This window comes from Streptomyces sp. NBC_00846 (assembly GCF_045207325.1).
Classification (GTDB): Bacteria; Actinomycetota; Actinomycetes; order Streptomycetales; family Streptomycetaceae; genus Streptomyces.
In genome coordinates, this window is record NZ_CP108846.1 from 3,164,576 (window position 1) to 3,191,409 (window position 26,834).

A 26,834-nucleotide genomic window follows, 5' to 3' on the forward strand; every position below is an offset into this window, starting at 1 on the left:
ATGCCGAATCTGAACGTGACACTCGTACGGGCAGCTGTCACGTTCCCGTTCAAGAGGGCCCCTCGCCCGGGCGCCGCCGTACCCACCGGCCGGGCGGTCCTCCCGGCCGCGCCGATCGCACCGGGCCCCCTCGCCTCGTACCGACGGGTCTGCGGCTTCTCCGGAACGGGCGCGCTGCCGCTCGCGTACCCGCATGTGCTGGGCTTCCCGCTCGCCACGCGGCTGATGACGGCCAGCGAGTTCCCGCTGCCGGTCGTCGGGCTCGTCCACACCTGGATCGAGATCACCCGCCACCGGACCCTGCACCCGGCCGATCCGCTCGAACTCACGGTGTACGCCGACGGGTCGGCCCCGCACCGGCGCGGCACCGAGGTCACGATGGTCACCGAGGCACGACTGGCGGGCGAGCTGGTCTGGGAGTCCCGCAGCGGCTATCTCTCCCGGCACGCGACGCGCGCGCCCGTCGCCACGGGGGTCCCGGCCCCGGACCCGAGCCCGGTCCCCGAGCTTCCCGCCGTCGCCGAGTGGTGGCTCCCCGGCGATCTGGGGCGCCGTTACGGTGCCGCGTCGGGCGACCGCAACCCCATCCACCTGTATCCGCTCACCGCCCGGCTCTTCGGCTTCCCCCGGGCCATCGCCCACGGCATGTGGACCGTCGCCCGCTGCCTGGCCGCGGCACCGCGGCCCGATGAAGTCCGTCGGGTACGGGCCGACTTCAGGTCTCCCGTTCTGCTGCCCGCCACCGTCACCTACGCGGCGGACCACACCGGCTTCCAGCTGCGCGGCACAGACCGCGTCCACCTCACCGGGACGACACTCAGGTCGCCCGGTCCGCGGCCCGATTCGGCGGCTGCCACGGACGGCCGTCCATAAGGTTCTCCAGTCCCGCCCAGGAGAAGTTCATCAGAGTGGCCGCGGCCTCCTTCGCCGAGATGCCCGGGGTCTCGTTCGCCCATCCGGCGAGCGATTCCGCGGCCCCCACGAGCGCCTGCGCCAGCCCCGCCACATCGCGGCCGGGGAGCGCCGGGTCGTGGTGCGCCTCGCGTGCCGCGGCCCCGATCAGGCCGGTCACGAACGCCACGATCTCGTCCCGCATCGCCGTGACCTCGGCGGCGAAGGGCTCCCCGTGCGTGCGCGCCTGGCGGTGCAGCACCGACCAGCCGTCCGGATGCTCCGCCGTGTGCGTGAAGAACGCGCGCAGCCCGGACCACAGTTGCCGGTCGGCCGGAAGTCCCGGCTCCGCCCCCGCCCGTACCGCGTCGACCAGCGCTTTCGCCTCGCGCCGGATACAGGCGGTGAAAAGCTCTTCCTTGGAGTTGAGGTACAGATACACCAAGGGCTTGGACACCCCGGCCAGCTCGGCGATCTCGTCCATCGACGCGGCACGGTATCCGCGCTGCCCGAAGGTCCGCACGGCGGCGTCCATCATCTGCTGCTCACGCACGGCACGCGGCATCCGTCTGCTCTTCACGGCACCCACGTCGACTTCCTCCCGCCCCGCTGCGCCACTCCCCGGTAAGAGTACGGCGCGGGTCTCCTCGACGTCGTACGGAGCAGTGGCGGCCCGGTTCCGGACGGCCGGTTCCCGGACAGGGCCCCATGCGCACCGTGTGGACCCAGCGGCTATCAGTGCGGCGCCCGGGTACTGCCGAGGACTCCGACGGCCGCGACGGGCGCTGGTGCATTACCCGGGGCACCGCGCAGGACCGGATGGTCTCCACCGTCGACCCCGAGGCCCGGCACACCCACAAGACCCGCACCCACCAGCAGGACGGATACAAGGGCCACCTGGCCATCGAGCCCGAGACCGGGTTGTACACCGCCGTTGCCCTGCGGCCCGGCAGCGGCCCCGAGCACCACGAGGCCGCCGTCGGCCCGGACCTGCTCGCCGAAGAAGTCGAGCCGGTGGACGCCTTCGGTGACACCGCCTACTCCACCGGCCAGGTCCGCCAGGCCCTCGAAGAGGCAGGACACCGGCTGTTCCTCAAAGCCGCCCCGCTCCGGGCGGCCGTCCCCGGCGGCTTCACCCTGGACGACTTCGACTTCGACATCGACACCGCCGCCGCCACGGTGAGCAGCACACCCACCAACGGAACGTGCCCCACACCCAAATCGCGGGTGCGGGGCACGTTCCATACGAGCCTGGGGACGTCAGGCGGCGGCGAGCACAGCCTGCGACTCATCCACGGGGGAGGGCGTCGCCGCGTTGTACCTGTCGCGGTCGAGGATCTTCTCTCGCGAAGCCACAATCAACGGAGTTACAACTTGACCAGCAACGTTCGTGGCCGTGCGCATCATGTCCAGGATCGGGTCGATGGCCATGAGCAGACCGACACCCTCCAGCGGGAGGCCCAGCGTCGACAGCGTGAGGGTCAGCATGACCGTGGCGCCGGTGAGGCCGGCGGTGGCCGCGGAGCCGATCACCGAGACGAACGCGATCAGGACGTAGTCACCGACACCCAGCTGGACGTCGAAGATCTGCGCGATGAAGATCGCGGCCAGCGCCGGGTAGATCGCGGCGCAGCCGTCCATCTTGGTGGTGGCGCCGAACGGGACCGAGAAGGAGGCGTACTCCTTCGGGACGCCGAGGCGCTCGGTGACCTTCTGGGTGACCGGCATCGTGCCGACCGAGGAGCGGGAGACGAACGCCAGCTGGATCGCCGGCCAGGCGCCCTTGAAGAACTGCAGCGGGCTGAGCTTGGCGACGGTGGCGAGCAGCAGCGGGTACACACCGAACAGCACCAGGGCGCAGCCGATGTAGACGTCGGCGGTGAACGTCGCGTACTTGCCGATGAGGTCCCAGCCGTAGTCGGCGATCGCGTAGCCGATGAGGCCGATGGTGCCGATGGGGGCGAGGCGGATGACCCACCACAGGGCCTTCTGGAGGAGCTCCAGGATGGACTCGCTGAGGGTGAGGATCGGCTGGGCCTTCTCGCCGAGCTTGAGCGCGGCGATGCCGGCGACGGCGGCCATGAAGACGATCTGGAGGACGTTCAGCTCGGTGAACGGGGTGATCACGTTGTCCGGGATGATGCCGGTGAGGAAGTCGAGCCAGGAGCCCGCGTGTTCCGGCAGCTTGCCGTCCTTCGGCGTGAGACCGGTGCCGGCACCCGGGTTGGTGATCAGGCCGATCGCGAGGCCGATCGCGACCGCGATCAGCGAGGTGATCATGAACCAGAGCAGCGTGCGGGTGGCCAGCCGGGCGGCGTTGTTGACCTTGCGCAGGTTGGTGATCGACACCAGGATCGCGAAGAAGACGAGCGGCGCGACGGCCAGCTTCAGCAGCTGGACGAAGATGTGGCCGACCTTGTCGAGCGTGGTGTAGAGCCAGTTGATGTCGTACGTACGGGCAAGCCACCCGAGGACGACACCGAGGACGAGACCGGCGACTATCTGGGCCCAGAACGGGACCTTGGGTATACGGGAACGGGAACGGGAACCGGAGCCGGATGGGCTGTCGGTCGCGGCGGCGGACGCGGGATTCGCGGACACGGACACACTCCAGGGGTGGCGCACCGGGGCGCACGGGGGATGTTGTGCGAGGGACGGGGGTGCGGCGCCCGCGTCAGGGGCGGCGCCGCTGCATGGTGCCGGTTCAGACGTTGCGGCAACAGACCGCAGACATACAGCGGCAGAGATCGACATGCAGGCGCTCCACGAGCGGGACGCTCGCGGCGAATCGATGGCGCACTACTGTCTTCATGGCGAACACGTTAACACTTGAACTTTGAGAACCTCAAAGGTCTTCTTTGACTCCGCCCGGGTGGCGACACGGGCCCCGGAGCGCCCAATACGCCTGCAGGAACGGCGAAACCCCAGTACAGGAGCGGCTGCTCCTGTACTGGGGTTTCGCACGGAAGGGTGCGGGTGTGAGGAAACTTACGTAGCCCTTACGAGGGCTTGCACAGCTTTACGGGGCTTGCGCAGCCTTACGGGGCCTTGTGCAGCCGCCCGCGTCGCCCTCGGCCGGTCGTCACTGGGTGACGTGGTCCTCGCGGTTCCGGTTGGCTTCGAGCCGCGCCTTGGTGCGGCCGACCGTGGACACGATCTGCTCGGACATCTCGTCACGCTGCTTGCGCAGCAGCACGTAGCTGAGCGGCGCGGACAGGACCAGGGCGAGGAGGATCACCCAGATGAAATTGGAGCCGCCCGCCCCGGAGGGCAGCAGGCCGAAGTGGACGGCCACGGCCGCGACGGCGAAGCAGCCTACGAAGATGCTGAGGCGCATCGCGGTGTACCGAATGGTCGCGCTCGGCTTGGCAGCGGACACAGTTGGCCCCTCTCTCTACGTACGACGGTCCTGCGATCCTGCCCGACCAGTGAAGCATGCCCCGGAATCGATCACTTCGGAGGGCTGCGCCGTAAGGGGTGCGCCGCGTCCGCCGCGGGCCCTCAGCCGAGCGGCAGGAGCATGATGATGTCGTCGCGGTCGTCCCCCTCGGCCACCCGGATCGCGTCGGGCACCCGCCCCACCTCCTTGTATCCGCACGAGGTGTAGAACCGGTCGACTCCGGTGCCTCCGCGGCAGGTGAGCCGGATGGCCTCGATCCCCCCGATCCCCCGGGCGGCGTCCGCGGCGGCGTCCATCAGGTCGCGCCCATAGCCCTTGCCCTGGTGGCGGGGATGGACCATCACCGTGTAGAGCCAGAGCCAATGGGTCATCAGCCGGTGCGTGTTGAGGGCGAGGAAGGCCGTGGCGGCGACGGCACCCTCCCGGTCGCGGCCGACCAGGAGGCGGGTGTGTCCCTCGGCCATGGCGACGAGGTGCCTGACCAGCTCGGGCTGGACGTCGTCGATCGTGACGGGCGGTACGAAGCCGACCGCGCCGCCCGCGTCGGAGACATCGGCCCACAGCTCGGTGATGCCGTCCCGCAGGGCGCGGTCGACCTTCGGGTCCAGCTCAAACGTAAGCGCCATAGCAGCAGATTAACTATTACCGACCCGCCGCCTCAAGCCACGTCCCGTACGCGAGGAGGCCCCTGCACGAGCAGAGCCCCGGCCGGCGGCCGGAGCTCTGCTCGCACGGGGCTGCTGACGACGGAACGTCAGACGCGCATCGGCTGCGGCGACTCGCGCCGCCCGGCGTCCGGGCCCGGGTACTCGCGGATGATCTCGTACCGGGTGTTGCGCTCCACGGGCCGGAAGCCCGCATCCCGGATCAGGTCGAGCAGATCGTCGCGGCCGAGCTTGTTCGGCGTACCGTAGTTGTCCGCGTCGTGCGTGATCTTGTACTCGACGACCGAGCCGTCCATGTCGTCCGCGCCGTGCTGGAGCGCGAGCTGGGCGGTCTGCACGCCGTGCATCACCCAAAAGACCTTGACGTGCGGGACGTTGTCGAAGAGGAGCCGCGAGACGGCGAAGGTCTTCAGCGCCTCGGCGCCGGTCGCCATCGTCGTCCGGGCCTGGAGCTTGTTACGGACCTTGCCGTCCTTCATGTCCACGAAGTCGTGCTGGTAGCGCAGCGGGATGAAGACCTGGAAGCCACCGGTCTCGTCCTGCAGCTCACGCAGCCGCAGCACGTGATCGACGCGGTGCCGGGGCTCCTCGATGTGCCCGTACAGCATCGTCGCCGGGGTCTTGAGACCCTTCTCGTGCGCCAGGCGGTGGATGCGCGACCAGTCCTCCCAGTGGGTGTCGTGGTCCACGATGTGCTGCCGGACCTCCCAGTCGAAGATCTCCGCGCCGCCGCCGGTCAGCGACTCCAGACCGGCCTCGATCAGCTCGTCGAGGATCTCGGAGGCGGAGAGCCCGGAGATGGTCTCGAAGTGGTGGATCTCGGTGGCGGTGAACGCCTTGAGGGAGACCTGCGGCAGGGCCTCCTTCAGCGCGCTGAGCGAGCGCGGGTAGTAACGCCACGGCAGGGTGGGGTGCAGCCCGTTGACGATGTGCAGTTCGGTGAGGTTCTCGCCCTCCATCGCCTTCGCGAGCCGGACGGCCTCCTCGATGCGCATGGTGTACGCGTCCTTCTCGCCCGGCTTGCGCTGGAACGAGCAGTACGCGCACGACGCGGTGCACACGTTGGTCATGTTGAGGTGCCGGTTGACGTTGAAGTGCACGACGTCGCCGTTCTTGCGCATCCGCACCTCATGGGCGAGGCCGCCGAGCCAGGCCAGGTCGTCCGACGCGTAGAGGGCGATGCCGTCCTCACGGGTCAGCCGCTCCCCTGCGCGGACCTTCTCCTCCAGCTCGCGCTTGAGCCCAACGTCCATGCGGCTGCCTCCCAGGTGTCGACGTACTGTGCCTTCCCGGCGATACCGGGCGAAACCCCCGGTCCCCCGGGGGCTCCACCACGGTACGCCTACACCTCTTCGGGAAGTTCCCCGACCCGGTTCTCCCACTTGGTGGAGAGCACGATCGTGGTACGCGTACGCGAGACGCCCCTCGTACCGCTGAGCCGGCGAATGGTCCGCTCCAGGCCGTCCACGTCACCGACGCGCACCTTGAGCATGTACGAGTCGTCGCCCGCGATGAACCAGGCGTCCTCGATCTCCGCGAGGTCCTTCAGCCGGCGCGCCACGTCCTCGTGATCGGCCGCGTCGGAGAGCGAGATGCCGATCAGGGCCGTGACGCCGAGCCCCAGGGCGGCGGCGTCGACGGTGGCGCGGTAACCGGTGATGACACCGGCGGTTTCCAGCCGGTTGATGCGGTCGGTGACGCTGGGCCCGGAGAGCCCGACGAGCCGTCCCAGCTCGGCGTACGAGGCCCTGCCGTTCTCCCTGAGGGCCTGAATGAGCTGCCTGTCCACCGCGTCCATATGACTGAAACCTTCCATTGTTCAGCAGTATCGCGAGTTTACGTGTAGAATCTAAGGCATGTGGGCGTCAGCGCCTGCAAATCTTCCCGAACATCCAAAAAATGCTTTCGAATCATCAGGAGTGAGAACACCGTGTACACGATCGAGATGGCCTACGCCCGGATGCGCGAGCTGCAGGACCTGGCCAACCGCTCGCGTGCCCACCAGCCCGCCGCCGCGCGCCGCATCGACAAGGCCAGCAGCCCGCGCGCCACGAAGAAGCGCTGACCACCGGCTCAGCCATCCCTGCGGGAGCCACGACCGAGCTCTCCTTCCCACCGGCGGTACAGGCCGTGCGGCACCCCCGCCGCGTCCAGCACCCGCCCCGCGACGAAGTCCACCAGATCCTGGATGTGCGTCGCCCCCGCGTAGAACGCCGGAGAGGCGGGCAGCACCACGGCGCCCGCCTCGTCCAGGCTCACCAGATGCTTCAGCGTCTGCCCGTTCAGCGGGGTCTCCCGCACCGCGACGACCAGCTTCCGCCGCTCCTTGAGCGTCACGCTCGCGGCCCGCTGGAGCAGATCCTTCGAGAGCCCGAGCGCCACCCCGGCCACGCACGCCGTCGACGCCGGGACGATCAGCATGCCCTTCGCCGGGTACGACCCCGAGGACGGCCCCGCGGCGAGATCACCGGCCGGCCAGTGCCGTACGCCCTCGATGTCCGCGTCGCCCACGTCGAAGGTGTGCGGCTTGCCGTCCGCCCCCCGCGCCAGCCAGCTGCGCAGATCCTCCCGCCAGTGCGCGTCGCGGAACGCGATCCCGGTCTCGTCCAGCAGCGTCAGCCGCGAGGCCCGGCTCACCACCAGATCGACGCTCTCCCCCGCAGCCAGCAGACCACGCAGCACGGAGGCCGCGAATGGAGTGCCCGAAGCGCCGGAAACCCCGACAATCCAAGGCTGCCGCTGGTGCTGACTCACTGAAGTCCCGGAATCCACACACCCGAGCCTATCCGGCGCACAAAGCGGCCACGCGTCAGGAGTTGGGGTCCGCCGGGAGGCTCGTGGGCGGCATCCGCCGGACCGCCCCCTATACCGTCAGTCCGCGCACCAGCAGGTCGAGCAGCGCGCACGCGAACAGCGCCATCCCGATGAACCCGTTGACCGAGAAGAACGCCCGGTTCAGCCGGGACAGATCGTGCGGGCGCACCACCCGGTGCTCGTACACGAAGGCGACGGCGACGATCACCATGCCGATCCAGTAGAAGAGTCCCGCCTGAGTGGCCAGCCCGAACCAGGCCAGCAGCCCGGTCGTCACCACATGGCAGACCCGCGCCCCCCAGAGCGCGGCCGGGATCCCGAACCGGGCCGGTACCGACAGCACCCCGTGCGCCCGGTCCGCCTGGACGTCCTGGCAGCCGAAGATCAGGTCGAAGCCGCCGATCCAGATTCCGACGGCGAGACCGAGGATCACCGCGTCCCACGACCAGCTGCCGGTCACCGCCAGCCAGGCGCCGATCGGACCTATCGCCTGCGCGATGCCGAGGATGGCGTGCGGGTAGTGGGTGAACCGCTTCCCGTACGGATAAACCACCATCGGCACGACGGCGACCGGTGCGAGCGCCAGACAGAGCGGGTTCAACAGCGCGGCCGCCCCGAGGAAGACGACGACGGCGATGATCGCCCCCGTCCACGCCGACTTCACGGACACCGCGCCGGTGACCAGTTCCCGGCCCGCGGTGCGCGGGTTACGGGCGTCGATCTCCCGGTCGATGATCCGGTTGCAGGCCATCGCGAACGTCCGCAGCCCCACCATGGCGATGGTGACGAGCAGCAGCGTGAGCCAGCGGATGGACTTGTCCGCCTGGAACATCGCGGTCAGGGCGGCGATATAGGCGAAGGGCAGCGCGAAGACCGAGTGCTCGATCATCACGAGCCGCAGGAACGCCTTGACCCTGCTGTTCGGCTGTACGGGCCCTGAGCCCAGTGCTGCTTCGGCGGCGCTCACAGTCCGTATTCCTTCCATCGGCGGTCGACCTTCGCCGCCGTCCCGGGGTCGGACTCGACCATCTCCGGCCAGCCCCCGTCCCGCGTGTAGCCCTCCTCGGGCCACTTCCTCGTCGCGTCGATCCCCGCCTTCCCGCCCCAGAACTGCTGGTAGGAGGCGTGATCGAGATGATCGACGGGCCCCTCGGCGACGGTCAGGTCCCGCGCGTAGTCCGTGTTTCCGAGCGCCCGCCAGGCCACCTCGTGCAGATCGTGGACGTCGCAGTCGGAGTCCACGACCACGATCAGCTTGGTCAGCGACATCATGTGCGCGCCCCAGACGGCGCTCATCACCTTCTGGGCGTGCTTCGGGTACTTCTTGTCGATCGAGACGATCGCACAGTTGTGGAAGCCGCCCGCCTCCGGCAGGTGGTAGTCCACGATGTCCGGCACGATGATCTTGAGGAGCGGCAGGAAGAACCGCTCGGTGGCCCGCCCCAGCGGCCCGTCCTCGGTCGGCGGCCGGCCCACCACGATCGACTGGAGCAGCGGACGCTTCCGCATGGTCACGCAGTCGATGGTCAGTGCGGGGAACGGTTCCTGCGGCGTGTAGAAGCCGGTGTGGTCGCCGAACGGCCCCTCGGGAAGCATCTTCCCGGGCTCCAGCCACCCCTCGATGACGACCTCCGCCTGCGCCGGGACCTGCAACGGCACCGTCTTGCAGTCGACCATCTCGATCCGCTTGCCCTGGATGAACCCGGCGAAGAGGTACTCGTCGATGTCCCCCGGCAGCGGAGCAGTGGAGGCGTACGTCACCGCGGGCGGCGCCCCGAACGCGATCGCGACCGGCAGCCGCTCCCCGCGCTTGGCGGCGACCTGGTAGTGGTTGCGGCTGTCCTTGTGGATCTGCCAGTGCATCCCGATGGTGCGCCGGTCGTGGCGCTGGAGCCGGTAGAGGCCCAGGTTCCGTACGCCGGTCTCCGGGTGCTTGGTGTGCGTGAGCCCCAGGTTGAAGAAGGAGCCGCCGTCCTCGGGCCAGGTGAAGAGCGCGGGCAGCAGGTCCAGGTCCACGTCGTCGCCGGTGAGAACGACCTCCTGCACGGGGGCGCTCTCGGACTTCACCTTCTTCGGCGGCACGTGCACCATCGACCCGAGCTTCCCGAAGGCCTCCCGCACCCCGACGAAGCCGTGCGGCAGCTCCGGCTTGAGCAGCCCGCCGATCTTGTCGCTGATATCGGCGTACGACTTCAGCCCGAGCGCCTTGAGCAGCCGCTTGTCGGTCCCGAAGACGTTCATGGCCAGGGGCATCGACGACCCCTTGACGTTCTCGAAGAGCAACGCGGGCCCGCCCGCCTTGTTCACCCGGTCGACGATCTCGCCGACCTCCAGATACGGGTCGACCTCGGCCTTGATGCGCTTGAGCTCGCCCTCGCGCTCCAGGGCCCGGAGGAGGGAACGAAGATCGTCGTAAGCCATGCCGTCCAGTTTGTCATTACCGTCGGCGATCCCCTGGGGTGCCCCACCTCGGTGGCCCTCGGACGGAACAGGGACGCGCCCGCGCCACGGGGGCGGACGCCTCCGGACGACCGGCTTCGCCGGGGCTACGGCCGCTGGAAAGAAGGAGGCCGGGAGAACAGGTCGTCCTCACTATTCTCCCGGCGGCTGGAGTGTCTCGGCCGGTCCCGCCGACACCAGCCCACGGTCACCGGAGGCCACCGCCGCGACGAACGCGCGCAGCATCTCGTTGTCCGCGCCACCGTGGCCGTCCGCCGCCGACGCCCCGCCGTCCGGGTCGAAGTCGAAGATCTCGCGGGTGTCGGTGAGGAAGTCGTGGAGCGTGACGGTACGGCCGTCGCCCTCCAGCGATCCACGGGCTCCACGATCCGCCGGGCGTCCGGATCACCGCTGCCCCGAGCTGAGGGCCGACATGCGTGAGGCGGGCCTCACCTGAACCCGGGTGTACGGCGTCGAGGGCCCCGCCCGGGCCCTGCCGAAAGCGGCCGAGCGGCACACCGGAGGGTCCCTCACCGCATCGCGGATATCCGCCTCCGCGCCGACCGCGGCCCGCATGGCGCAGCCGTACCCCGGCCTGCCGGCCGCCGGTTTCCCGCCTGCTCACCGTGGGACGTCATTGACACCGGCTACTCTGGGCGCGTCACCGGGGCGGGACAAGCCCCGCCATCTCTCCGCGGGGGGACCTTTCCACCATGTTCCGGGCCTTGATCTATCTCCTGCCTCTGGCGCTGACGATCTACGCGTTCATCGACTGCCTGAACACCCCCGAGGACGAGGCCAAGCACCTGCCGAAGATCGCCTGGGTCTTCATCATCCTGCTGTTCTGGATCGTCGGCCCGATCGTCTGGCTGGCCGCGGGCAAGATGCGCGAGGTGCCCGCCGGGGGCCGTACGCCCTCCGAATGGCACCGCAAGCACCGCTCGCAGTGGGTGGCGCCGGACGACAATCCGGAGTTCCTGAACGCACTGAAGGAAGAGAACAAGAAGGACGAGTCGCTCCTCAAGGACTGGGAGGCGGATCTGCGCCGCCGCGAGGAGGAACTCAAGCGCCGCGAGAGCGGGGAGAGCTCAAGCCCCTCCGGCGATTGAGGAGCGGCGGTGCGGGGGCAGCGCCCCCGGCAACGGCTACCAGGAGCGCGCACGCGTGAACGACAGGGCCATGCTCGCCACCGCCCTCGCCGAGGCCCGGACCGGGCTCGCCGAGGGCGGCATCCCCATCGGCGCCGCGCTGTACGGGCCGGACGGCACGCTCCTCGGGCGCGGGCACAACCGCCGGGTGCAGGACGGCGATCCGTCGCTGCACGCGGAGACGGCCGCCTTCCGCGCGGCCGGGCGGCAGCGTTCGTACCGGGGCACGACGATGGTGACGACGCTCTCCCCGTGCTGGTACTGCTCCGGCCTGGTACGGCAGTTCGGGATCTCGCGGGTGGTGATCGGCGAGGCGCGGACGTTCCACGGCGGGCACGACTGGCTGGCCCGGCACGGGGTCGGGATCGCGGTGCTCGACGATCCCGAATGCATCGCGCTCATGCGGGACTTCGTACGGGATCGGCCCGGCCTGTGGAACGAGGACATCGGCGCCGGCTGATACACCCGGCCCATCCCGCGGGCCCGGCAACCGGAGGGGCGCCGCCCGGCCCGAGGTGCCTGCCGCCGTCGTAGCCGGAAGTCGCGGTCACCGCGCGGTGGCCGCGTACTCCTCGCGCAGCTCCGCCCACCGGACCGGGGTCCATCTCGTCCAGTCGGCGGGATAGCCGTCGAGCGCGTCCACGAGGAAGCGGAAGTGGTCGTGCCACTCGGCGAGGCGGTCCAGGCACAGCGCATCGTCGCCCCGGAACTCGTGCCTGAAGCGCAGCAGCACATGGTCGCCGCGCGGCGGCTCCAGGTGGAAGCGGACGCGGCCGTGGGCCCCTTCGAGGGTGTATTCGGCGACCCGCTCGACGTCCCAGGCGGTGACGGTTCCGGAGGCGGCCGAGGCGCGCCCGTTCCGGTCGGTGGTCAGCCGGCGCAGCGTGATCGCGCCGCCGATGTGCGGTTCGAACGGATCGGCGGCGCCGAGCCAGCCGGCCAGCCCCTCGGAACTGGCAACGGCTGCCCACACCCGTGGAACGGGGTGGGGCAGCCGTAGCAGGAACCGCAGAGTGTGCAGGTCACCTTCGGTTTCACTGGTGCCACGCTCGATGACGGGGGTCGCATCGGTCATGGTTCCAGCGTGGCCCGGTGGACCGGGATCCGCACCCTTACGGGGCGGGCGCGGGTCAGACCCCGGCGTAGGAGTGCTTGCCGGTGACGAAGATGTTCACGCCGTAGTAGTTGAAGAGCCAGCAGCCGAAGGCGATGAGGGCCAGGTAGGCGGCCTTGCGGCCCTTCCAGCCGGCGGTGGCGCGGGCGTGCAGGTAGCAGGCGTACGCGACCCAGGTGATGAAGGACCAGACCTCCTTGGGGTCCCAGCCCCAGTAGCGGCCCCACGCGTCGCCCGCCCAGATGGCGCCCGCGATGATCGTGAACGTCCACAGCGGGAAGACGGCGGCATTGATGCGGTACGAGAACTTGTCGAGCGTCGCGGCGGCGGGCAGCCGGGAGAGCACGGACTGGGCGAACGAACCGGGCTGCCCGCCGCCCGCGAGCTTGCTCTCGTAGCTGTCGCGGAAGAGGTAGAGCAGCGTGGCGACCGCGCCGATGTAGAAGACGGCACCGCAGATGATGGCGGTGGAGACGTGGATCCACAGCCAGTACGAGTGCAGTGCCGGCACCAGCTGGGCACTGGAGGTGTAGAGCACCGTGGTCGCGATGCCGAGGTCCAGCAGGACGGTGGTGACCAGGAGCAGGCCCATCCAGCGGACGTTCTTCTTCAGCGCGAGGAGGGTCAGGTACGCGCCGACCGCCACCGTGGAGAAGGTGATGGAGAACTCGTACATGTTGCCCCAGGGCGCACGCTGCACGGACAGCGCACGGGCGATGACACCACCGGCCTGCACGACAAAGGCGAGCACGGTCATGGAGACGGCCATGCGTCCGTACAGGTCGCCCTTGAACGTGCCGCCGGCCGCGCCGGGCCCGTCCGGGACGTCGCGGGAACCGGCGGCGGAGCGCGTGATGATCTTCGGGCGGTCCAGTACGGCGGTGCCGCCGCCCTTCTGCGCGACCTGCACCTTCACCGAGGCCCCGGCGGCCTCGGTACCGGCCCCGGTCAGCGCGGCTGCGGTGCGGCCGACCTTGCTGCGGCTGCCGAACACCCATTCCGCGATGTGCGCGAAGAAGGCCAGGGTGTACACGGCCATCGACGAATAGATCAGCACATTGCTGGTGTGCGCCAGGTTCTCGTTGGTTGCGGCGGCGAGATTCACTTCTCAGCCCCTTCGGCAGGTTCTACGGAGGATTCTTCGACGGAGCCGGAATCGGATCCGGGGTCGGGGCCGGGCGCGGTGGGCGCGACGGCGTTGAGCGTGACCGCGAGATCGGCCAGCTCCTCGGGAAGCTTCGCGGACTCGCTGCGGCCGAGACCTGCCATTTCGACGACGGTGACGCCGTCCGCACCGCGTACGGCCCGCACCCAGATCCGGCGCCGCTGGATGAACAGCGAACCCGCGAGTCCGGCGATCGCGGCGATGGCTCCGGTGAGTGCCCAGCCGCTGGCGGGCTGCTCGGAGATCTGGAAGCTGGCCCACTCCTCGACGCCCTCGAAGGTGATCGAACCGGCGCCGTCGGGCAGCTTCATCGTGTCGCCGACCGCCAGGCGCTGCTTGAGCTGATTGCCCTTGCTGTCCTTGAACTCCGTCATCTTGGACTTGTCGAGCTGGTACACGTTCTGCGGCAGTCCGGAGTCGACACCGAGGCTGCCGTGGGAGCCGTTGAGGGCGAGCCGCGGGTTGTCGGCGGCGGGGAACTGGGAGAACATCGTGCCCTGGTTGTCGCCCGCGAAGGTCGGCACGAAGAAGGCCTGGAAGCCCAGCTGGGTCTTCTTGCCGTTCTTGTCGCGGTAGCCGTCCATCACCTTGATCGCCCCGGTCGAGGTGACGTTGCTGTCGATGGGCAGCAGCGGCACGGCGTTCCGGTAGACCACCTTGCCGCTCGCGTCCTTGACGGAGACGACGGGCGCGTAGCCGTGCGCGTTGAGGTAGACCTTGGTGCCGTCGACGACGAGCGGCTTGTTGACCTCGATGACGGCCTTCTGCGGCTTGCCGTACGCCCCCTTCTCGTACGTCACATGGGCCTCGTAGGTCCGCGGCGTACCGACCTGGGGGCCGCTGCGCTCGTACGTACCGATGAACTTGTCGAGCTTGAAGCTGAACGGTGCGAGCGAGTTGTTGTCGAACAGCGAACCGGGCTTGAAGTCGTCGTACTGGGTCAGCGTGTTGGAGAAGCCGTCGCCCTCGACAACCAGCTTGGCGCCCTCGGACTTGAAGAGCTGCCCGAAGGCGAACGCCACCAGCATCACGATCAGGGCGATGTGGAAGAGCAGGTTCCCGGCCTCGCGCAGGTAGCCCTTCTCGGCGGCGACCGCGTCCCCCGCGGTGTGCGCGCGGTAGCGGCGCCTGCGCATCATGGCGAGAGCGGCCTCGCGGACCTGCTCGGGCTCGGCCTCGGTGCGCCAGGTCGTGTACACGGGCAGCCGGGTCAGGCGCTTGGGCGCGCCCGGCGGGCGGCTGCGCAACTGGCCGATGAACTGGCCGGTGCGCGGCACGATGCAGCCGATGAGCGAGACGAACAGCAGGATGTAGATCGCGGAGAACCACACCGAGCTGTAGACGTCGAAGAACTGGAGCTTCTCGTAGATCGGCGTGATCGTGGTGTGGGCGTCCTTGAAGGCCTGCACCTTCATTTCGTCCACGCTGTTCTGCGGGATCAGCGAGCCGGGGATGGCGCCGAGCGACAGCAGGAAGAGCAGGATCAGCGCGACCCGCATCGAGGTGAGCTGCCGCCAGAACCAGCGGGCCCAGCCGATGGCGCCCATGGCCGGCAGGGTGGCCGCGGACTCCTCGCGCGGGGCGGTGGAGAGCTGGGAGCCGGCCGCGCCCAGTTCGCGGGCGTTCTCCCGGTCCTGCTCGTCCCGGATCTCCCGCTCGTCCCGGTGCTCGCGCTCCGGGGCCGGGTTGGACTTGGTGTTGCTCATGGAACTCAGATCCCCACAGTGAAGCCGTCGGACCAGCCCTGCAATGCCTGCATCATGCTGCCCCAGACACCGGTCAGCAGGAGCAGCCCGGTCGCGATCATCATGACGCCGCCGATCCGCATGACCCATGCGTAATGGCGCTTGACCCAGCCGAAGGCGCCGAGCGCCTTGCGGAAGGCGACCGCCGCGAGCACGAAGGGCAGACCGAGCCCGAGGCAGTACGCGACGGTCAGTATCGCCCCGCGTCCGGCGGTGCCCTGCTCCATGGCGAGGAAGCTCACCGAGCTGAGCGTCGGGCCGAGGCACGGGGTCCAGCCGATCCCGAAGAGGGCGCCCAGCAGTGGTGCGCCCACCAGCCCGGTCACCGGTCTCTTGTGGATACGGAACTCACGCTGCGTCATCCACGGCATGAGACCCATGAAGAAGATCCCCATCAGGATCATCAGCACGCCGAGGATCTTGGTGAGCGTCTCGCTGTGGTCCTGGAGGGTCTGGCCGAAGAAGCCGAAGAGCGCGCCGCCGGAGACGAACACGGCGGTGAAGCCGAGCACGAAGAGCGAGGCGCCCGCGACCATCCGCCCCCGCCGGGCCTGCGCCAGGTCCGTGCCGCTGACCCCGGTGACGTAACTGAGGTAACCGGGGACGAGCGGCAGGACGCACGGCGAGAAGAACGAGACGAGCCCGGCGAGTACGGCGACGGGCAGGGCGACGATCAGCGCCCCGTTCACGATGGTCAGGTTCTCGCCCTGGACCGCGGCAAGGGTGAGCACGGAATCACTTCTCCGCGATCAGCGGGTCGATCATCTTGTGCAGATCCTCGGCGTCGAGCGCGGCCAGCGAACGGGCGGCGATCTTCCCGTCCCGGTCCAGCACCACGGTCGACGGAATCGCCTGCGGACGCAGCGTGCCCTTGGGGAAGCGGAGCATGAGCTTGCCGGTCGGGTCGAAGATGCTCGGGTAGGGGACCCCGTAATCCTTCTCGAAGCTCAGCGCGGGGCCCTTCTGGGCGTCGCGCGTGTTGATCCCGACGAACTGGACGTTCTTGTCCTTCGTCTCCTTCGCCACCCTCGCGAAGTACTGGGCCTCCAGACGGCAGGGCCCGCACCACGAGCCCCACATGTTCAGCACGACGACCTTGCCCTTGTAGTCGGCGACGTCGAGCTGCTTGCCTTCGAGGGTCTCGCCGTCGAGCTTCGGGGCGGCCTTGCGGTCACCCTTGGCCACGGTGGAGATTCCGCCACTGCCCGTGACGAAGTTCGTATTGCCACCGCCACCCGTCTTGTTGTCGTCGCCACCGCACGCCGTCAGCGTGAGTGCGAGCGCGACGACCGCTGCGGGGGCGGCGAGCAGGGTGAAGCGGCGTCGAGGTGCCCGGCCATAGCTCATGTGAAAAGTTTCGCATGGCGGTTACGGCGATCTCGGGCACCCCCCTCGGTGCCCGTAAAGCCCGTTGTCAGGTCTGTTTAAAGAAGGCGTTCCAGCCGCCTTCGGGCGCCTGTCCGACGCCCAGCGTACGGAGCTTGTCGAGCACGGCCGGGGTCTGCACGTCGAGCCAGTCGACGAACTGCTTGAAGGAGACCAGCCGCACATCCGGCTTCCCCGCGATTTTCTTGAGCGCTTCCTCGACCGCATCCATATAGATGCCGCCGTTCCACTGCTCGAAGTGGTTTCCGATGTAGAAGGGCGCGCGATTCGTCGTGTACGCGCGGTCGAAACCGGCGAGATACGACTGGGTGGCCTGCTCGCGCCAGCCCGGATATCGGGAGGGTATGCCCTTGGTCGAATTCTGCGACTGGTTGGCGAGGATGTTGTAGTCCATCGAGAGGACTTCGAAGGAGTGCCCGGGGAACGGCATGCCCTGCAGCGGCAGGTCCCAGACGCCCCCGCGCTTGTGGGGCCACACCTGGATGCCGCCGGGCGAACTGGCGTCGTAGCGCCAGCCCAGCCTGCTCGCCGTGGGCAGCAGATTGTCCTGGCCGAGCAGACAGGGGGCGCGGCCGCCGATCAGTTCCCTGCGGTAGTCGAAAGGCAGCGGATCGAGGTCGGTCCAGCCGGTGTTGGTGCGCCATTCGGTGACGAAGGAGACCGCCTGATCGATTTCGCTCCGCCAATCGGAAGGCGACCAGTTCGCCACCGATCCGGAACCGCCGCAGAAATGCCCGTTGAAGTGGGTGCCTATCTCATGCCCGTCGAGCCAGGCCTGCCGAACGTACTTCAGCGTCTGCTTGATGTGGTCATCGGTGAGATATCCGATGTCGGAAGCGCCGACCGGGTTGTTGGGCGGCCGGTACATGGACTTCTTCGACTCGGGCAGCAGATAGAGGCCGGAGAGGAAGAAGGTCATCGCCACGTCGTGTTCCTTGGCGAGTTCGAGAAAGCGCGGGAAGAGCCCGTTGCCGACCTCGCCCGCGCCGTCCCAGGAAAAGATCACGAACTGCGGCGGCGTCTGCCCGGGTTCGAGCGGAACCGGCGCTGCGGGCTGGTGCGGCTGCTTCCCGGTGTCCGAGGTGGAACCGTCCCCTATCTCGCGAACGTCCTTCTTCGCAGGTCCGGTCCCCCGGGTGTGCCCGTTGGCGCCCTTCTCCCCCGTGGTCCCCGTATCAGCGCCCGAGCGGACCGTATCGGAGGAACCGCACCCCGTCAGACCGATGGCGGCCGCGGCCCCGAGGCCGGCTCCGAGCAAACCCCTTCGGCTGATGTCGCGCATGAGTTCCCCATCTGCGGTCGATTTACCTCAAGTCCATACAAACTGACAAAGGCTTAGATGAGGGAAGCAGCACAGGGGTTCCGCGGATCAGCGTATTTTTCTTTGCGCGACCAGACCTCGGCCTTGGCCGCGCGCATGGCCGAGCAAGCTGGACGCGGCGGGAGCAGGGCTCAACCGCCGGCGGAGTGATCAATCGCTGAAGAGGAATCGGTCCCCGGCTTCGGGGCGCCGGTCCCGAGGCGGCAGCAGAATCACCGGCCGGGCCGAAAGATCAGGCCCGTCCGGTGATTGAGGACAGAACGGCAACCGGACGACCGGGAAGACCGGCGGGCCGGGGCACGGCGCACCCCCGCCGGCCCCGGGCCGGCTACGCGCCGAACGCCTTCGACTTCCCCTTCACCGGCTTCGCCCCGGCCCGCAGATGAACCGGCACCAGATCCCGCGCCGGCTCCGTGTACCCGACCGACACGATCTTGTCGCCCTCGTACGTGAAGCTGGTCAGCGACGCGAGCGTGCACTGCCGCTTGCGCGGGTCGTGCCACAGCCGCCGCCGCTCGACGAAGCTCCGCACGATCCAGATCGGCAGCTGATGGCTGACGCACACCGCCTCGTGACCGCGCGCCGCGTCACGCGCGGCGTCCAGGGCACCCATCATCCGTACGACCTGCTCGATGTACGGCTCGCCCCACGACGGCCGGAACGGATTCGTCAGGTGCTTCCAGTTGTCCGGCTTGCGCAGCGCCCCGTCGCCGACCCCGAAGGTCTTGCCCTCGAAGACGTTGGCGGCCTCGATGAGCCGGTCGTCGGTGGCCAGATCGAGGCCGTGCGTCTTGGCGATCGGCGTGGCGGTCTCCTGGGCCCGCTCCAGCGGGGAGGCGACGACATGGGTGATGTCGCGGTCCTTCAGGTGCTCGGCGACCCGGTCCGCCATCTGCCGGCCCAGCTCGGAGAGGTGGTAGCCGGGGCGGCGCCCGTACAGCACGCCCTCCGGGTTGTGCACCTCTCCGTGCCGCATCAGATGGACGACGGTGACGTCCTTGTTGCCGGCGTTCCCGCTCATGCGGTGGCCTCCGATGCGGCGCGGGCGGCGGCGGGCAGGGCGGCGGCGATGCGCTCGACGGCCTGCGTGTCGTGGGCCGTGGAGACGAACCAGGACTCGAAGGCGGACGGCGGCAGGTAGACGCCCTGCGACAGCAGCGAGTGGAAGAAGGCGGTGTAGCGGAATGCCTCCTGCTGCTTCGCGTCCTCGTAGTTCCGCACCGGCCGGTCCGTGAAGAAGACGGAGAACATGTTGCTCGCCCTCTGCACGGTGTGCGCCACGCCTTCCTTGGCGAGCGCCTCGCTGACCAGCCCGCGGATCTCCGCGGAGACCGCGTCCACCTTGGCGTACGCCGCGTCGTCGAGCAGCCGCAGCTGCGCGAGACCGGCGGCGGTGGCGACCGGGTTCCCGGAGAGGGTGCCCGCCTGGTAGACGGGGCCGGCCGGGGCGAGGTGCGCCATCACGTCCGCGCGTCCGCCGAAGGCCGCGGCCGGGAAGCCGCCGCCCATGACCTTGCCGAAGGTCATCAGGTCGGGCCGCACCCCGTCGACGCCGAACCAGCCGGCCTTCGAGGTACGGAATCCGGTCATGACCTCGTCGGAGATGTAGAGCGCTCCGTTGGCGGCGCAGATCTCCTTGAGCCCGGCGTTGAAACCGTCCAGCGGCGGTACGACGCCCATGTTGCCCGGCGACGCCTCGGTGATGACGCAGGCGATCTCGCCGGGCTGCGCGGCGAACGCCTCCCGCACGGCGTCCAGGTCGTTGTACGGCAGCACGATCGTGTCGCCGGCCTGGGCGCCGGTGACGCCGGGGGTGTCCGGAAGGCCGAAGGTCGCGACCCCGGACCCGGCGGCGGCCAGCAGCGCGTCGACGTGGCCGTGGTAGCAGCCGGCGAACTTCACCACCTTGGCCCGGCCGGTGAACCCGCGGGCAAGTCGGATCGCGGACATGGTCGCCTCGGTGCCGGACGACACCAGCCGCACCTGCTCCACGGGCTCGACCCGGGCCACGATCTCCTCGGCGAGCGCGACCTCGCCCTCCCCGGGGGTACCGAACGAGGTGCCGCGGCCGACCGCTTCCCGGACCGCGGCGATGACCTCGGGGTGGGCATGGCCGAGGATCATCGGCCCCCACGAGCACACGAGGTCGACGTACTCACGGCCGTCGGCGTCGGTGAGGTACGGACCGGTACCGGACACCATGAAGCGGGGCGTGCCGCCCACGGCCCGGAAGGCACGGACGGGAGAGTTGACGCCGCCGGGCGTCACGAGGGACGCGCGGTCGAACAGCGTCTGCGAGACTGGGGCTTCATATTGATAAGGCAGTTCGGTCATGACCTGCGACTTCTCCGACTCCGGGGGGCTAGTGACCTCCCCAGGGTAGGACAGCGCCCGTACGCGGCCGGGCGCGGAAGATTCCGGCCACCGAAAGCCCGGCGAACACATCCGTCGTGCGACGACCGGGCGTCGGCCCCTCACGTCTGCGAAACTGGACCGACATAGGGAAAGCTCACACAAGCCATGGTGTCCGAGCCACGGACGGTCTTGCGGACAGGTGTTTCACCGCGCGCCCGTGGGGGAGGTCACTGACACGATGATCGGGTTGCGCAGCGGGGGCTGTGTCTCCTAAGTAGTAGTCGGGTGGATGAGATATGCATCGCGGTGGCGGATTGGGCGAAGGGACCGACGACCTGGGGCCCGAGCCTTCCCGGCGGGGTCGGCACCGGCGTGAGGCAGAGCGCAGACAGGGCATGCAGGCCGGTGGGGCGCAGGGTGGCGGAACCGGAAGCAGGAGTGGTGGCCGGGTGGGGGTGACCTACAAGTACTTCGGTGCCCCCGACGGGGCCACTGCGGCACGCGTGCCCATTTCGATGCGCCCCGAAGAGCTCGGGGGCGACGAACTGGGCATGGGTGGCATGTTCACCAAGATCAAGCCGGAGACGGTGGCGGCGATGGTCCTCACCGGCATCCAGGGCATGCCCCTGCACAGAGTCCCCCCGCTGGAACTGGTCGTACTCCACCCCGATTACGCGGTGGTCAAGCTTCCGATGACGGTCGTCGACCCGCTGCGCGACGTCGGCGAGGAGTCGGTGGGCGCCGCAGCCTTCATCTGGTCCACGGTCCCGGACCGGGGCGGCCCGCGCGACGCGTTCAACGTCTACCAACTGCTGCACGAGTGGCAGGACTTCAGCCATCGTCTGCACGACGCGGGGCATCAGGCGTACTGCCTGGTGTGGCCCTGAATCAGGGGTTCCTCGCGGGGCAGGGCGGATCAGGGCAGGACGAGGCTCATCGGGCCGGAGCGCATCGGTGCGGGGCCGGGTACATCGGGCCGGAGTGCATCGGTGCGGGGCCGGGTACATCGGGCCGGAGTGCATCGGTGCGGGGGCCGGGTACATCGGGCCGGAGTGCATCGGTGCGGGGGCCGGGTACATCGGGCCGGACGGGGCGGCCGGTGATGTCGGACTCGCCCATGCCGCCTGTGCGGTACGGCTTCGTGCGGCGGCGGCTCGGCATCCTCGGCGGGCCGCCGCCGCACGTGGCGGGGGTCAGGCAGCGGCGGACGTGGCCTGCCCGGACAACTGGCGGATGACCTCGGTGAGTGCGGTGACGACCTCGGTGTCATCGGCGGGGTGAGTCTCGGCGAAGCGCGTCACGGAGCCGGGGATGGACAGCTTGACGTCCTCCAGGACCACGCCGCCTGCGATCCCGGCGGACTTGCGGGCATCGTCCTGCGCCCATACACCGCCGTACTGACCGAAGGCGGTGCCGACCACGGCGACCGGCTTGCCGGAGATGGCGCCGGCGCCGAACGGGCGGGACAGCCAGTCGATGGCGTTCTTCAGGACGGCCGGCATGGTGCCGTTGTACTCGGGCGAGAACAGCAGGAAGGCGTCGGCCCGGCCGGCTGCCTCGCGCAGCTGGGCGGCGGCGGCCGGGACGCCTCCCTCGATGTCGGTGTCCTCGTTGTAGAAGGGCACGTCGGCCAGACCCTCGTACAGCTGGATGTCGACGCCCTCGGGGGCGTGCTTGGCGGCGGCTTCGGCGAGCTGACGGTTGTGCGAGCCGGCGCGGAGGCTGCCGACGAGCGCGAGGACGCGTACAGACATGAGGAACTCCCAAAAGGGCAAAAAACTTCGAAAACGGCTTCAATCGGACCGCAGGTCCGTTGAAATTTGTACCACTTAACCGGACCGCGGTCCACTTTTCCCTTCCGGACGCTACCCTGAGTCCATGACCGGTCCCGATGCCCCGCCGCTCAGACCGTCCGCCCCCGGCGAGGCACGGACGGGTCTCCCTCTCGCCCCGACCGATGAACCGCCGCAGCTACGGGCGGACGCCGCACGCAATCGCACCCGCCTGCTGGACGCGGCCTCCCGGCTGATGACCCGGTGCGGAGCGGCGGACCTGACCATGGAGTCGGTGGCCGCCGCCGCGGGGGTCGGCAAGGGCACCGTCTTCCGGCGCTTCGGCGACCGGGCCGGTCTCCTGATCGCGCTCCTGGACCACCGGGAGGTGCAGTTCCAGGCCGCCTTCCTCTCGGGTCCGCCGCCCCTGGGCCCCGACGCCCCCGCGGCGGAACGGCTGCACGCCTTCGGGCCCGCCGTCCTGCGCCACGAACGCGATCACCACCCCCTGATCCTGGCCAGCCGGACCGACCCGCTGCGCACCTACGCCGTCCCGGCCAGCCGTCTGCGGCTCAGCCACATCGCGGTGCTGCTGCGGGGGGCGCAGGTAGCGGGCGACCCGGAACTGCTCGCGCACACCCTGCTCGCGTCCGTCGACACCGCTCTCGTCCACCACCTCACGCAGGAGCGCGGCATACCCCTGGAGCGCCTGGAGGAAGGCTGGCACCACCTGGTCACACGGCTGGGGGCGCCCCGGCCGCCGGACCGGGCGGACTGTACGGACTCGTCTGACCGGACGGACTGTGCCGGCTCGCGCGACCTGGCGGCCAAGGGCCCGGTGGTGGAGGGCTTGGCGGTGGAAGGCCCGGCGGTGGAGGGCTGTGACGAGTCGGGGGCAGATCGAGCCAGCGGGCCGTACCGGGTGTGATCACATGGGTGTGGCCTCCCAGGACGACCCGGACGGCCGGGTCGTCCGAGTCCGGTACGGCGATCCGGAGCCGCTGGGAACGCAGACGCAGGTCCACATCCCAGTAGCAGCGGAACCGGATCCGCATCCCGAATTTCGAGAGCTGCGGCAGCGTGGCCGGGGCAAGCCACAGTGCGTCGTCGCGGGTCTCCAGCCCCGTCATCCCGCGCTGTACGAAGTCGAGGGTGCCCGCCATCGCCCCCAGGTGGATGCCTTCTTCGGTGGTGCCGCCCTGGATGTCGGCCACGTCCCCGGTCAGGGCCTCCACGCAGTACTTCCACGCCGCCTCGCGGCGCGCCCGGGCCAGAACCCATGCATGGACCAGGGAGCTGAGTGTGGAGCCGTGGCTCGTACGCGCGAGGTAGTAGTCGACGGTGGCGCGCCAGCTGTCCTCGTCCAGCGAGTACCCGAGCCGCCGGAAGAGACCCGTGAGTTCTTCCGGCGAGAAGAGGTAGCCGAGCATCAGCACGTCGGCCTGCTTGGACGCCTGGTAGCGGTTGGCCGTGTCGCCCTCCGCCTCCAGGATCCGGTCCAGCCGCCGGATGTCCCCGTACCGCCTCCGGTACCCCGCCCAGTCGAGCTCCTCCAGCTCCCCGTAACCGGCGAACTGGCTGATGACGCCCTGGTGATACGGCACGTGCAGCCGGCGGGAGATGTCCTCCCAGCGTTCCGGTTCGGCGGAATCGAGACGCATCCGGTCGCACAGCCGCCGACGCCGTGTCTCGGGCAGGGTCCAGTACAGCTCCGTCGAACGTGACAGAACCCAGGCCGCTGTCACGTTCGTGTACGTGTTGTCGTCGATGCCTGGCGCCTCCGTTCCCGGATAGCCGTCGTGGTACTCGTCCGGCCCGACGACACCGCGGATCCGATACCGGGCCAGGGACTCGTCCCATGTGGCGCTGTCCGCCCAGAACCTGGCGATCTGCAACAGCATCTCCGCCCCCCTGGAGTAGAGGTACTCCGTGTCCCCGGCGGCCTGGCAGTACTGCCACACGTTGTACGCGACGGCCGAGCCGACATGGTGCTGCAGCCGGGAGCGGTCGGGCAGCCAGCTCCCCGAGTGCGGGTTGAGATGGAGTTCCTGGGTCTCCTCGCGTCCGTTGGCGGCGCTCTGCCAGGGGTACATCGCCCCCGCCCGGCCGGCCTCGCGCGCCGCCCGGCAGGCCGCGGGCAGCCGCCGGTAGCGGTAGTCGAGAAGGCCCCGGGAGACTTCCGGGAGATGCAGATTCAGGAACGGCAGTACGAACAGCTCGTCCCAGAAGACATGGCCGCGGTACGCCTCGCCGTGCAGCCCTCTGGCCGGTACGCCGACGTCGAGTCCGGCGGTGTGCGGGGAGAGCGTCTGCAGTACGTGGAAGAGGTGCAGCCGCAGAACGCGTCCCGCCTCGCCCGGGACGTCCAGCCGGACCTGCCGCCACAGGTCCGCCCAGGCCTGCCGGTGCGAGGACAACAACTGTGCGAAGTCCGGGGCCCTTCGCACCGCGGCCACGGCTGCCCGCAGCGGGCTGCCGATCGCGAGGTCGCGGGTGGTGTGGAGGGCGACCGTCTTGTCGACGGCGACGGTGGCGGTGGAGTCGGAGTCCGGGTCCAGCGGCAGGACCAGCCGCTGGAAGACCGTCTTCTCCGTCTGCCGGGAGTGGGGATGGGGGTGAGGGCGAGGATGAGGGTGGGCATCGGATCCCGGGGCGGAGTCGATGTCGGAGTCGGGGTCGGAGTCGAGGGCGGGGTCGGGGCCGGAGTCGCGGTCGCAGTCGGTACCGATGTCGGGGTCGGGGCCGGTTTCACCGCCGTACACCGCCAGCGTGCGGGCCGCCAGCGCGACACCGATGTCCGACTCCACCGTGCGGCACTTCAGCGACACCACACCGTCCTCGTCCGCGCCGGTCACCCAGCCGGTGAGGTGCTGGTTCGACAGATCCCGGTACCGCGCGACGCCGGAGTTGCGGACGCCGCCGTCGATCCCGGACTCCACCTCGATCACGCCCGCCCACCTCTCCGCCCGGAACACCGTGTGCAGGGCGGCGAGATGCGGATCGCCCATGTGCACCAGACGGCACTGCTCCACGTACAGCCGCCGGCCCGCCTCGTCCTCGTATACGGATCGGCGGGTCAGCGTGCCACCGCGCAGATCGAGTGACTGGCCGTGTTCCACGAGGTGTTCGTGGTCCGGGGTGAGCCACGGTCCCGGGGCGGCACCGGCAGGGTGGATGCGATAGTGAAGCGGCAGCCAGTTCGGGAGATTGACCAGGTCCTCGTTCTCGACCCGGCGGCCCCGGACCGTGGAGGTCAGCCGGTTGTAGCAGCCCGCCACATAGGTGCCGGGGTAGTGCGGCCACGCCTCGGACGACGTCTCAGGCGTCGTAGGTGGCACAGGTGGCACAGGCCTCATAGATGTCACGGGTGTCTCGGACGCGGCTCCGCGGGTGGCGAAGTACCCGTTGCCGAGCGTGCACAGCGCCTCCCGCAGCCGTTCCTCCTGCGGGTCGTACCCCTCGTACGACCAGGTCCAGGCCTGCGTCATCAGTCGTCACCGACCGTCAGCAGCTCCCCCGGATCGGACACCACGAGGTCGGCGCCGTGGTCGCGCAGTTCGGCGGCGCTGGTGGGGCCGCCCGTACGGTCCACGCCGACCACGAGTCCGAAGCCGCCACGGCGCCCGGCCTCGACCCCGGCCAGCGCGTCCTCCACCACGGCCGTGTCCGGGACCGGGACCCGCAGGCGCCTCGCCGCTTCGACGAAGAGCGCGGGGTCCGGCTTCCCCGGCAGCCGCAGCCGTTGCGCCTCGTTCCCGTCGACCACGGCCTCGAACCGGTCGATGAGGCCGGCCCGCGACAGCAGTTCCGTCGCGTGCCGGGACGCGGATACGGCGGCGCACGGCATCCGTTCTCCGCGCAGCACGTCGAGGAGACGGACCGTGCCGGGCCAGACGTCGACCGGGTCGGTACGCAGGCTCTGCGTGAACAGCTCGTCCTTGCGGGCCGCGATCGCCCACACGGTCGCGGTTCCGGGCGAGTCGTCGGGGCTGCCTTCGGGGAGGTCGAGCCCCCTCGACGCCAGGAACGCGGCCGCGCCGTCCCTCCGCGAGCGACCGTCGACGTGGCGCAGGTAGTCGCCGACGGGATCGAAAGGCCGCTGTCCCTCGACGGCCGCCAGACAGGGGTCGAACGCCTTCTTCCAGGCTGCGGCGTGACTCCGGGCGGAGTCGGTGATCACTCCGTCCGTGTCGAAGACCACGGCCCGCACGGAGCGCAGGCACGGTGCCGGGGACAGTGCTGCTGCCACGATCGGGGTCCCTTCGTCAGGGGCGCTGTTTCATGGCACCACGGTTCCGGCGCAGGGGCACGGCGTGGCTCCGTACGATGTCCCGGCGTCACGACGCACCAGTGGTCCCAGTGGTCCCAGCGTTTGCATGGCGCGAGGAGCCGTACGGAGCCCGGGACGGCACGAACGGCCCAACCCACCGGAACAAGATCTGTTCCATGCTGGAGGGACATCGAACGGTCCCGATCTCCCGGGGGTCCCGATGCTCAGCCAACCACTCGACGACACGACGATGAGCGGCCTCGTAGCCGATGCCACCGCCGCCCCTCCATGCACAACCCAGCCCTGGCAGTTCCGCTACCCGCGCGTCGGCCGGACCCTGCCGACCACG

At 69.6% G+C, this 26,834-nt stretch carries 25 protein-coding genes and 2 pseudogenes; 7 read left to right on the forward strand and 20 right to left on the reverse strand.

The genetic code is table 11. The features are described 5' to 3' along the window. Positions 1-873 (forward strand): MaoC family dehydratase, encoded by an 873-nt coding sequence (locus OG936_RS14540; protein WP_406495097.1) that lies wholly within the window; start codon positions 1-3, stop codon positions 871-873. On the opposite strand, the gene OG936_RS14545 is transcribed toward OG936_RS14540, so the two are convergent. Beyond that, positions 818-1,456, reverse strand: coding sequence for a TetR/AcrR family transcriptional regulator (locus tag OG936_RS14545; protein ID WP_406500448.1), 639 nt, complete (start codon positions 1,454-1,456; stop codon positions 818-820). The genes OG936_RS14540 and OG936_RS14545 overlap by 56 nt on opposite strands. A 254-nt stretch (positions 1,457-1,710) precedes the next feature. Here OG936_RS14545 and OG936_RS14550 point away from each other — a divergent pair. Next, positions 1,711-1,911, forward strand: a pseudogene (locus OG936_RS14550) (IS5/IS1182 family transposase); the annotation flags it as partial. A 240-nt stretch (positions 1,912-2,151) separates the two neighbouring features. On the opposite strand, the gene OG936_RS14555 reads toward OG936_RS14550, so the two are convergent. The 5 genes from OG936_RS14555 to OG936_RS14575 all read right to left on the reverse strand — a co-directional run bounded on the left by OG936_RS14555 (position 2,152) and on the right by OG936_RS14575 (position 6,754). Further along, complete coding sequence (locus tag OG936_RS14555; RefSeq protein WP_406495099.1) at positions 2,152-3,492, reverse strand: dicarboxylate/amino acid:cation symporter; 1,341 nt, start codon at positions 3,490-3,492, stop codon at positions 2,152-2,154. Between the two features lie 481 nt (positions 3,493-3,973). Further along, entirely contained in the window at positions 3,974-4,228 is a 255-nt protein-coding gene (locus tag OG936_RS14560; RefSeq protein ID WP_406500450.1) for a DUF4229 domain-containing protein, read from the reverse strand. A 164-nt stretch (positions 4,229-4,392) separates the two neighbouring features. After that, complete coding sequence (locus tag OG936_RS14565) at positions 4,393-4,917, reverse strand: GNAT family N-acetyltransferase (RefSeq protein ID WP_406495101.1); 525 nt, start codon at positions 4,915-4,917, stop codon at positions 4,393-4,395. A 128-nt stretch (positions 4,918-5,045) separates the two neighbouring features. Further along, positions 5,046-6,209 (reverse strand): aminofutalosine synthase MqnE, encoded by a 1,164-nt coding sequence (mqnE, locus tag OG936_RS14570; RefSeq protein ID WP_406495103.1) that lies wholly within the window; start codon positions 6,207-6,209, stop codon positions 5,046-5,048. A gap of 89 nt (positions 6,210-6,298) precedes the next feature. Then, positions 6,299-6,754: an Lrp/AsnC family transcriptional regulator gene (locus OG936_RS14575; RefSeq protein WP_266746854.1), complete on the reverse strand. Its 456-nt coding sequence runs from the start codon at positions 6,752-6,754 to the stop codon at positions 6,299-6,301. Between the two features lie 132 nt (positions 6,755-6,886). Between OG936_RS14575 and OG936_RS14580 the strand changes: the two genes are divergently transcribed. Beyond that, positions 6,887-7,021 (forward strand): hypothetical protein, encoded by a 135-nt coding sequence (locus tag OG936_RS14580; RefSeq protein ID WP_383759623.1) that lies wholly within the window; start codon positions 6,887-6,889, stop codon positions 7,019-7,021. A gap of 8 nt (positions 7,022-7,029) precedes the next feature. On the opposite strand, the gene OG936_RS14585 is transcribed toward OG936_RS14580, so the two are convergent. The 3 genes from OG936_RS14585 to OG936_RS14595 all read right to left on the reverse strand — a co-directional run bounded on the left by OG936_RS14585 (position 7,030) and on the right by OG936_RS14595 (position 10,191). After that, on the reverse strand, positions 7,030-7,710 hold the full coding sequence (locus OG936_RS14585) for a UbiX family flavin prenyltransferase (RefSeq protein WP_406495106.1): 681 nt from the start codon (positions 7,708-7,710) through the stop codon (positions 7,030-7,032). Between the two features lie 109 nt (positions 7,711-7,819). Continuing rightward, a complete protein-coding gene (mqnP, locus tag OG936_RS14590) occupies positions 7,820-8,755 on the reverse strand; it encodes a menaquinone biosynthesis prenyltransferase MqnP (protein WP_406495108.1) in 936 nt (311 codons plus the stop codon). Further along, the gene (locus tag OG936_RS14595; RefSeq protein ID WP_406495110.1) at positions 8,734-10,191 is read right to left on the reverse strand and encodes a menaquinone biosynthesis decarboxylase; all 1,458 of its coding nucleotides are present in this window, start codon (positions 10,189-10,191) and stop codon (positions 8,734-8,736) included. Before OG936_RS14595 ends, mqnP begins: the two co-directional genes overlap by 22 nt. Before the next feature lie 731 nt (positions 10,192-10,922). Here OG936_RS14595 and OG936_RS14600 point away from each other — a divergent pair. After that, the gene (locus OG936_RS14600; protein ID WP_406495112.1) at positions 10,923-11,318 is read left to right on the forward strand and encodes a PLD nuclease N-terminal domain-containing protein; all 396 of its coding nucleotides are present in this window, start codon (positions 10,923-10,925) and stop codon (positions 11,316-11,318) included. A gap of 70 nt (positions 11,319-11,388) precedes the next feature. Beyond that, entirely contained in the window at positions 11,389-11,817 is a 429-nt protein-coding gene (locus OG936_RS14605) for a nucleoside deaminase (RefSeq protein WP_406500452.1), read from the forward strand. 87 nt (positions 11,818-11,904) lie between these two features. Here the strand turns inward: OG936_RS14605 and OG936_RS14610 are convergent, their stop codons facing one another. From OG936_RS14610 to hemL, 8 genes are all read right to left on the reverse strand, one after another. Further along, positions 11,905-12,432 (reverse strand): SRPBCC domain-containing protein, encoded by a 528-nt coding sequence (locus OG936_RS14610; protein WP_406495114.1) that lies wholly within the window; start codon positions 12,430-12,432, stop codon positions 11,905-11,907. Between the two features lie 55 nt (positions 12,433-12,487). After that, positions 12,488-13,576 (reverse strand): c-type cytochrome biogenesis protein CcsB, encoded by a 1,089-nt coding sequence (gene ccsB, locus OG936_RS14615; protein WP_406495116.1) that lies wholly within the window; start codon positions 13,574-13,576, stop codon positions 12,488-12,490. Next, a complete protein-coding gene (locus tag OG936_RS14620) occupies positions 13,573-15,342 on the reverse strand; it encodes a cytochrome c biogenesis protein ResB (RefSeq protein WP_406495118.1) in 1,770 nt (589 codons plus the stop codon). The genes ccsB and OG936_RS14620 overlap by 4 nt, the downstream gene beginning before the upstream one ends. Before the next feature lie 5 nt (positions 15,343-15,347). After that, positions 15,348-16,112 (reverse strand): cytochrome c biogenesis CcdA family protein, encoded by a 765-nt coding sequence (locus OG936_RS14625; protein WP_406495120.1) that lies wholly within the window; start codon positions 16,110-16,112, stop codon positions 15,348-15,350. Between the two features lie 4 nt (positions 16,113-16,116). Then, the gene (locus OG936_RS14630; protein WP_406495122.1) at positions 16,117-16,728 is read right to left on the reverse strand and encodes a TlpA family protein disulfide reductase; all 612 of its coding nucleotides are present in this window, start codon (positions 16,726-16,728) and stop codon (positions 16,117-16,119) included. 67 nt (positions 16,729-16,795) lie between these two features. Then, on the reverse strand, positions 16,796-18,049 hold the full coding sequence (locus OG936_RS14635; RefSeq protein ID WP_406495124.1) for a hypothetical protein: 1,254 nt from the start codon (positions 18,047-18,049) through the stop codon (positions 16,796-16,798). Positions 18,050-18,416: 367 nt separating this feature from the next. Continuing rightward, complete coding sequence (locus tag OG936_RS14640; RefSeq protein WP_406495126.1) at positions 18,417-19,109, reverse strand: histidine phosphatase family protein; 693 nt, start codon at positions 19,107-19,109, stop codon at positions 18,417-18,419. Beyond that, the gene (gene hemL / locus OG936_RS14645) at positions 19,106-20,413 is read right to left on the reverse strand and encodes a glutamate-1-semialdehyde 2,1-aminomutase (RefSeq protein ID WP_406500453.1); all 1,308 of its coding nucleotides are present in this window, start codon (positions 20,411-20,413) and stop codon (positions 19,106-19,108) included. The genes OG936_RS14640 and hemL overlap by 4 nt, the downstream gene beginning before the upstream one ends. Positions 20,414-20,739: 326 nt before the next feature. Here hemL and OG936_RS14650 point away from each other — a divergent pair, with 326 nt between their 5' ends. Further along, positions 20,740-21,330: a hypothetical protein gene (locus OG936_RS14650; protein ID WP_406495128.1), complete on the forward strand. Its 591-nt coding sequence runs from the start codon at positions 20,740-20,742 to the stop codon at positions 21,328-21,330. Between the two features lie 306 nt (positions 21,331-21,636). Here OG936_RS14650 and OG936_RS14655 read toward each other — a convergent pair whose 3' ends face one another. Continuing rightward, complete coding sequence (locus OG936_RS14655; RefSeq protein WP_406495130.1) at positions 21,637-22,197, reverse strand: NAD(P)H-dependent oxidoreductase; 561 nt, start codon at positions 22,195-22,197, stop codon at positions 21,637-21,639. A gap of 124 nt (positions 22,198-22,321) precedes the next feature. On the opposite strand from OG936_RS14655, the pseudogene OG936_RS14660 reads away from it, so the two are divergent. After that, positions 22,322-22,963, forward strand: a pseudogene (locus OG936_RS14660) (TetR/AcrR family transcriptional regulator); the annotation flags it as partial. Here OG936_RS14660 and OG936_RS14665 read toward each other — a convergent pair. Continuing rightward, positions 22,950-25,703 carry a glycoside hydrolase family 65 protein gene (locus tag OG936_RS14665; RefSeq protein ID WP_406495132.1) on the reverse strand — a complete coding sequence of 918 codons (2,754 nt, stop codon included), beginning with the start codon at positions 25,701-25,703 and terminating at the stop codon, positions 22,950-22,952. The pseudogene OG936_RS14660 and the gene OG936_RS14665 sit on opposite strands and share 14 nt — an antisense overlap. After that, positions 25,703-26,464 carry an HAD family hydrolase gene (locus OG936_RS14670; RefSeq protein WP_406495134.1) on the reverse strand — a complete coding sequence of 254 codons (762 nt, stop codon included), beginning with the start codon at positions 26,462-26,464 and terminating at the stop codon, positions 25,703-25,705. The genes OG936_RS14665 and OG936_RS14670 overlap by 1 nt, the downstream gene beginning before the upstream one ends. Positions 26,465-26,834 lie beyond the last annotated feature (370 nt).

What these genes read in the sequence shown, in the direction of transcription:
- OG936_RS14540 (WP_406495097.1), top strand. Translation starts at nt 1, where the DNA reads ATGCCGAATCTGAACGTGACACTCGTACGGGCAGCTGTCACGTTCCCG.
- OG936_RS14545 (WP_406500448.1), bottom strand. Translation starts at nt 1,456, where the DNA reads ATGCCGCGTGCCGTGCGTGAGCAGCAGATGATGGACGCCGCCGTGCGG.
- OG936_RS14560 (WP_406500450.1), bottom strand. Translation starts at nt 4,228, where the DNA reads ATGCGCCTCAGCATCTTCGTAGGCTGCTTCGCCGTCGCGGCCGTGGCC.
- OG936_RS14565 (WP_406495101.1), bottom strand. Translation starts at nt 4,917, where the DNA reads ATGGCGCTTACGTTTGAGCTGGACCCGAAGGTCGACCGCGCCCTGCGG.
- mqnE (WP_406495103.1), bottom strand. Translation starts at nt 6,209, where the DNA reads ATGGACGTTGGGCTCAAGCGCGAGCTGGAGGAGAAGGTCCGCGCAGGG.
- OG936_RS14575 (WP_266746854.1), bottom strand. Translation starts at nt 6,754, where the DNA reads ATGGACGCGGTGGACAGGCAGCTCATTCAGGCCCTCAGGGAGAACGGC.
- mqnP (WP_406495108.1), bottom strand. Translation starts at nt 8,755, where the DNA reads ATGGAAGGAATACGGACTGTGAGCGCCGCCGAAGCAGCACTGGGCTCA.
- OG936_RS14595 (WP_406495110.1), bottom strand. Translation starts at nt 10,191, where the DNA reads ATGGCTTACGACGATCTTCGTTCCCTCCTCCGGGCCCTGGAGCGCGAG.
- OG936_RS14600 (WP_406495112.1), top strand. Translation starts at nt 10,923, where the DNA reads ATGTTCCGGGCCTTGATCTATCTCCTGCCTCTGGCGCTGACGATCTAC.
- OG936_RS14605 (WP_406500452.1), top strand. Translation starts at nt 11,389, where the DNA reads ATGCTCGCCACCGCCCTCGCCGAGGCCCGGACCGGGCTCGCCGAGGGC.
- OG936_RS14610 (WP_406495114.1), bottom strand. Translation starts at nt 12,432, where the DNA reads ATGACCGATGCGACCCCCGTCATCGAGCGTGGCACCAGTGAAACCGAA.
- OG936_RS14620 (WP_406495118.1), bottom strand. Translation starts at nt 15,342, where the DNA reads ATGAGCAACACCAAGTCCAACCCGGCCCCGGAGCGCGAGCACCGGGAC.
- OG936_RS14630 (WP_406495122.1), bottom strand. Translation starts at nt 16,728, where the DNA reads ATGAGCTATGGCCGGGCACCTCGACGCCGCTTCACCCTGCTCGCCGCC.
- OG936_RS14635 (WP_406495124.1), bottom strand. Translation starts at nt 18,049, where the DNA reads ATGCGCGACATCAGCCGAAGGGGTTTGCTCGGAGCCGGCCTCGGGGCC.
- OG936_RS14640 (WP_406495126.1), bottom strand. Translation starts at nt 19,109, where the DNA reads ATGAGCGGGAACGCCGGCAACAAGGACGTCACCGTCGTCCATCTGATG.
- OG936_RS14650 (WP_406495128.1), top strand. Translation starts at nt 20,740, where the DNA reads ATGCATCGCGGTGGCGGATTGGGCGAAGGGACCGACGACCTGGGGCCC.
- OG936_RS14655 (WP_406495130.1), bottom strand. Translation starts at nt 22,197, where the DNA reads ATGTCTGTACGCGTCCTCGCGCTCGTCGGCAGCCTCCGCGCCGGCTCG.
- OG936_RS14665 (WP_406495132.1), bottom strand. Translation starts at nt 25,703, where the DNA reads ATGACGCAGGCCTGGACCTGGTCGTACGAGGGGTACGACCCGCAGGAG.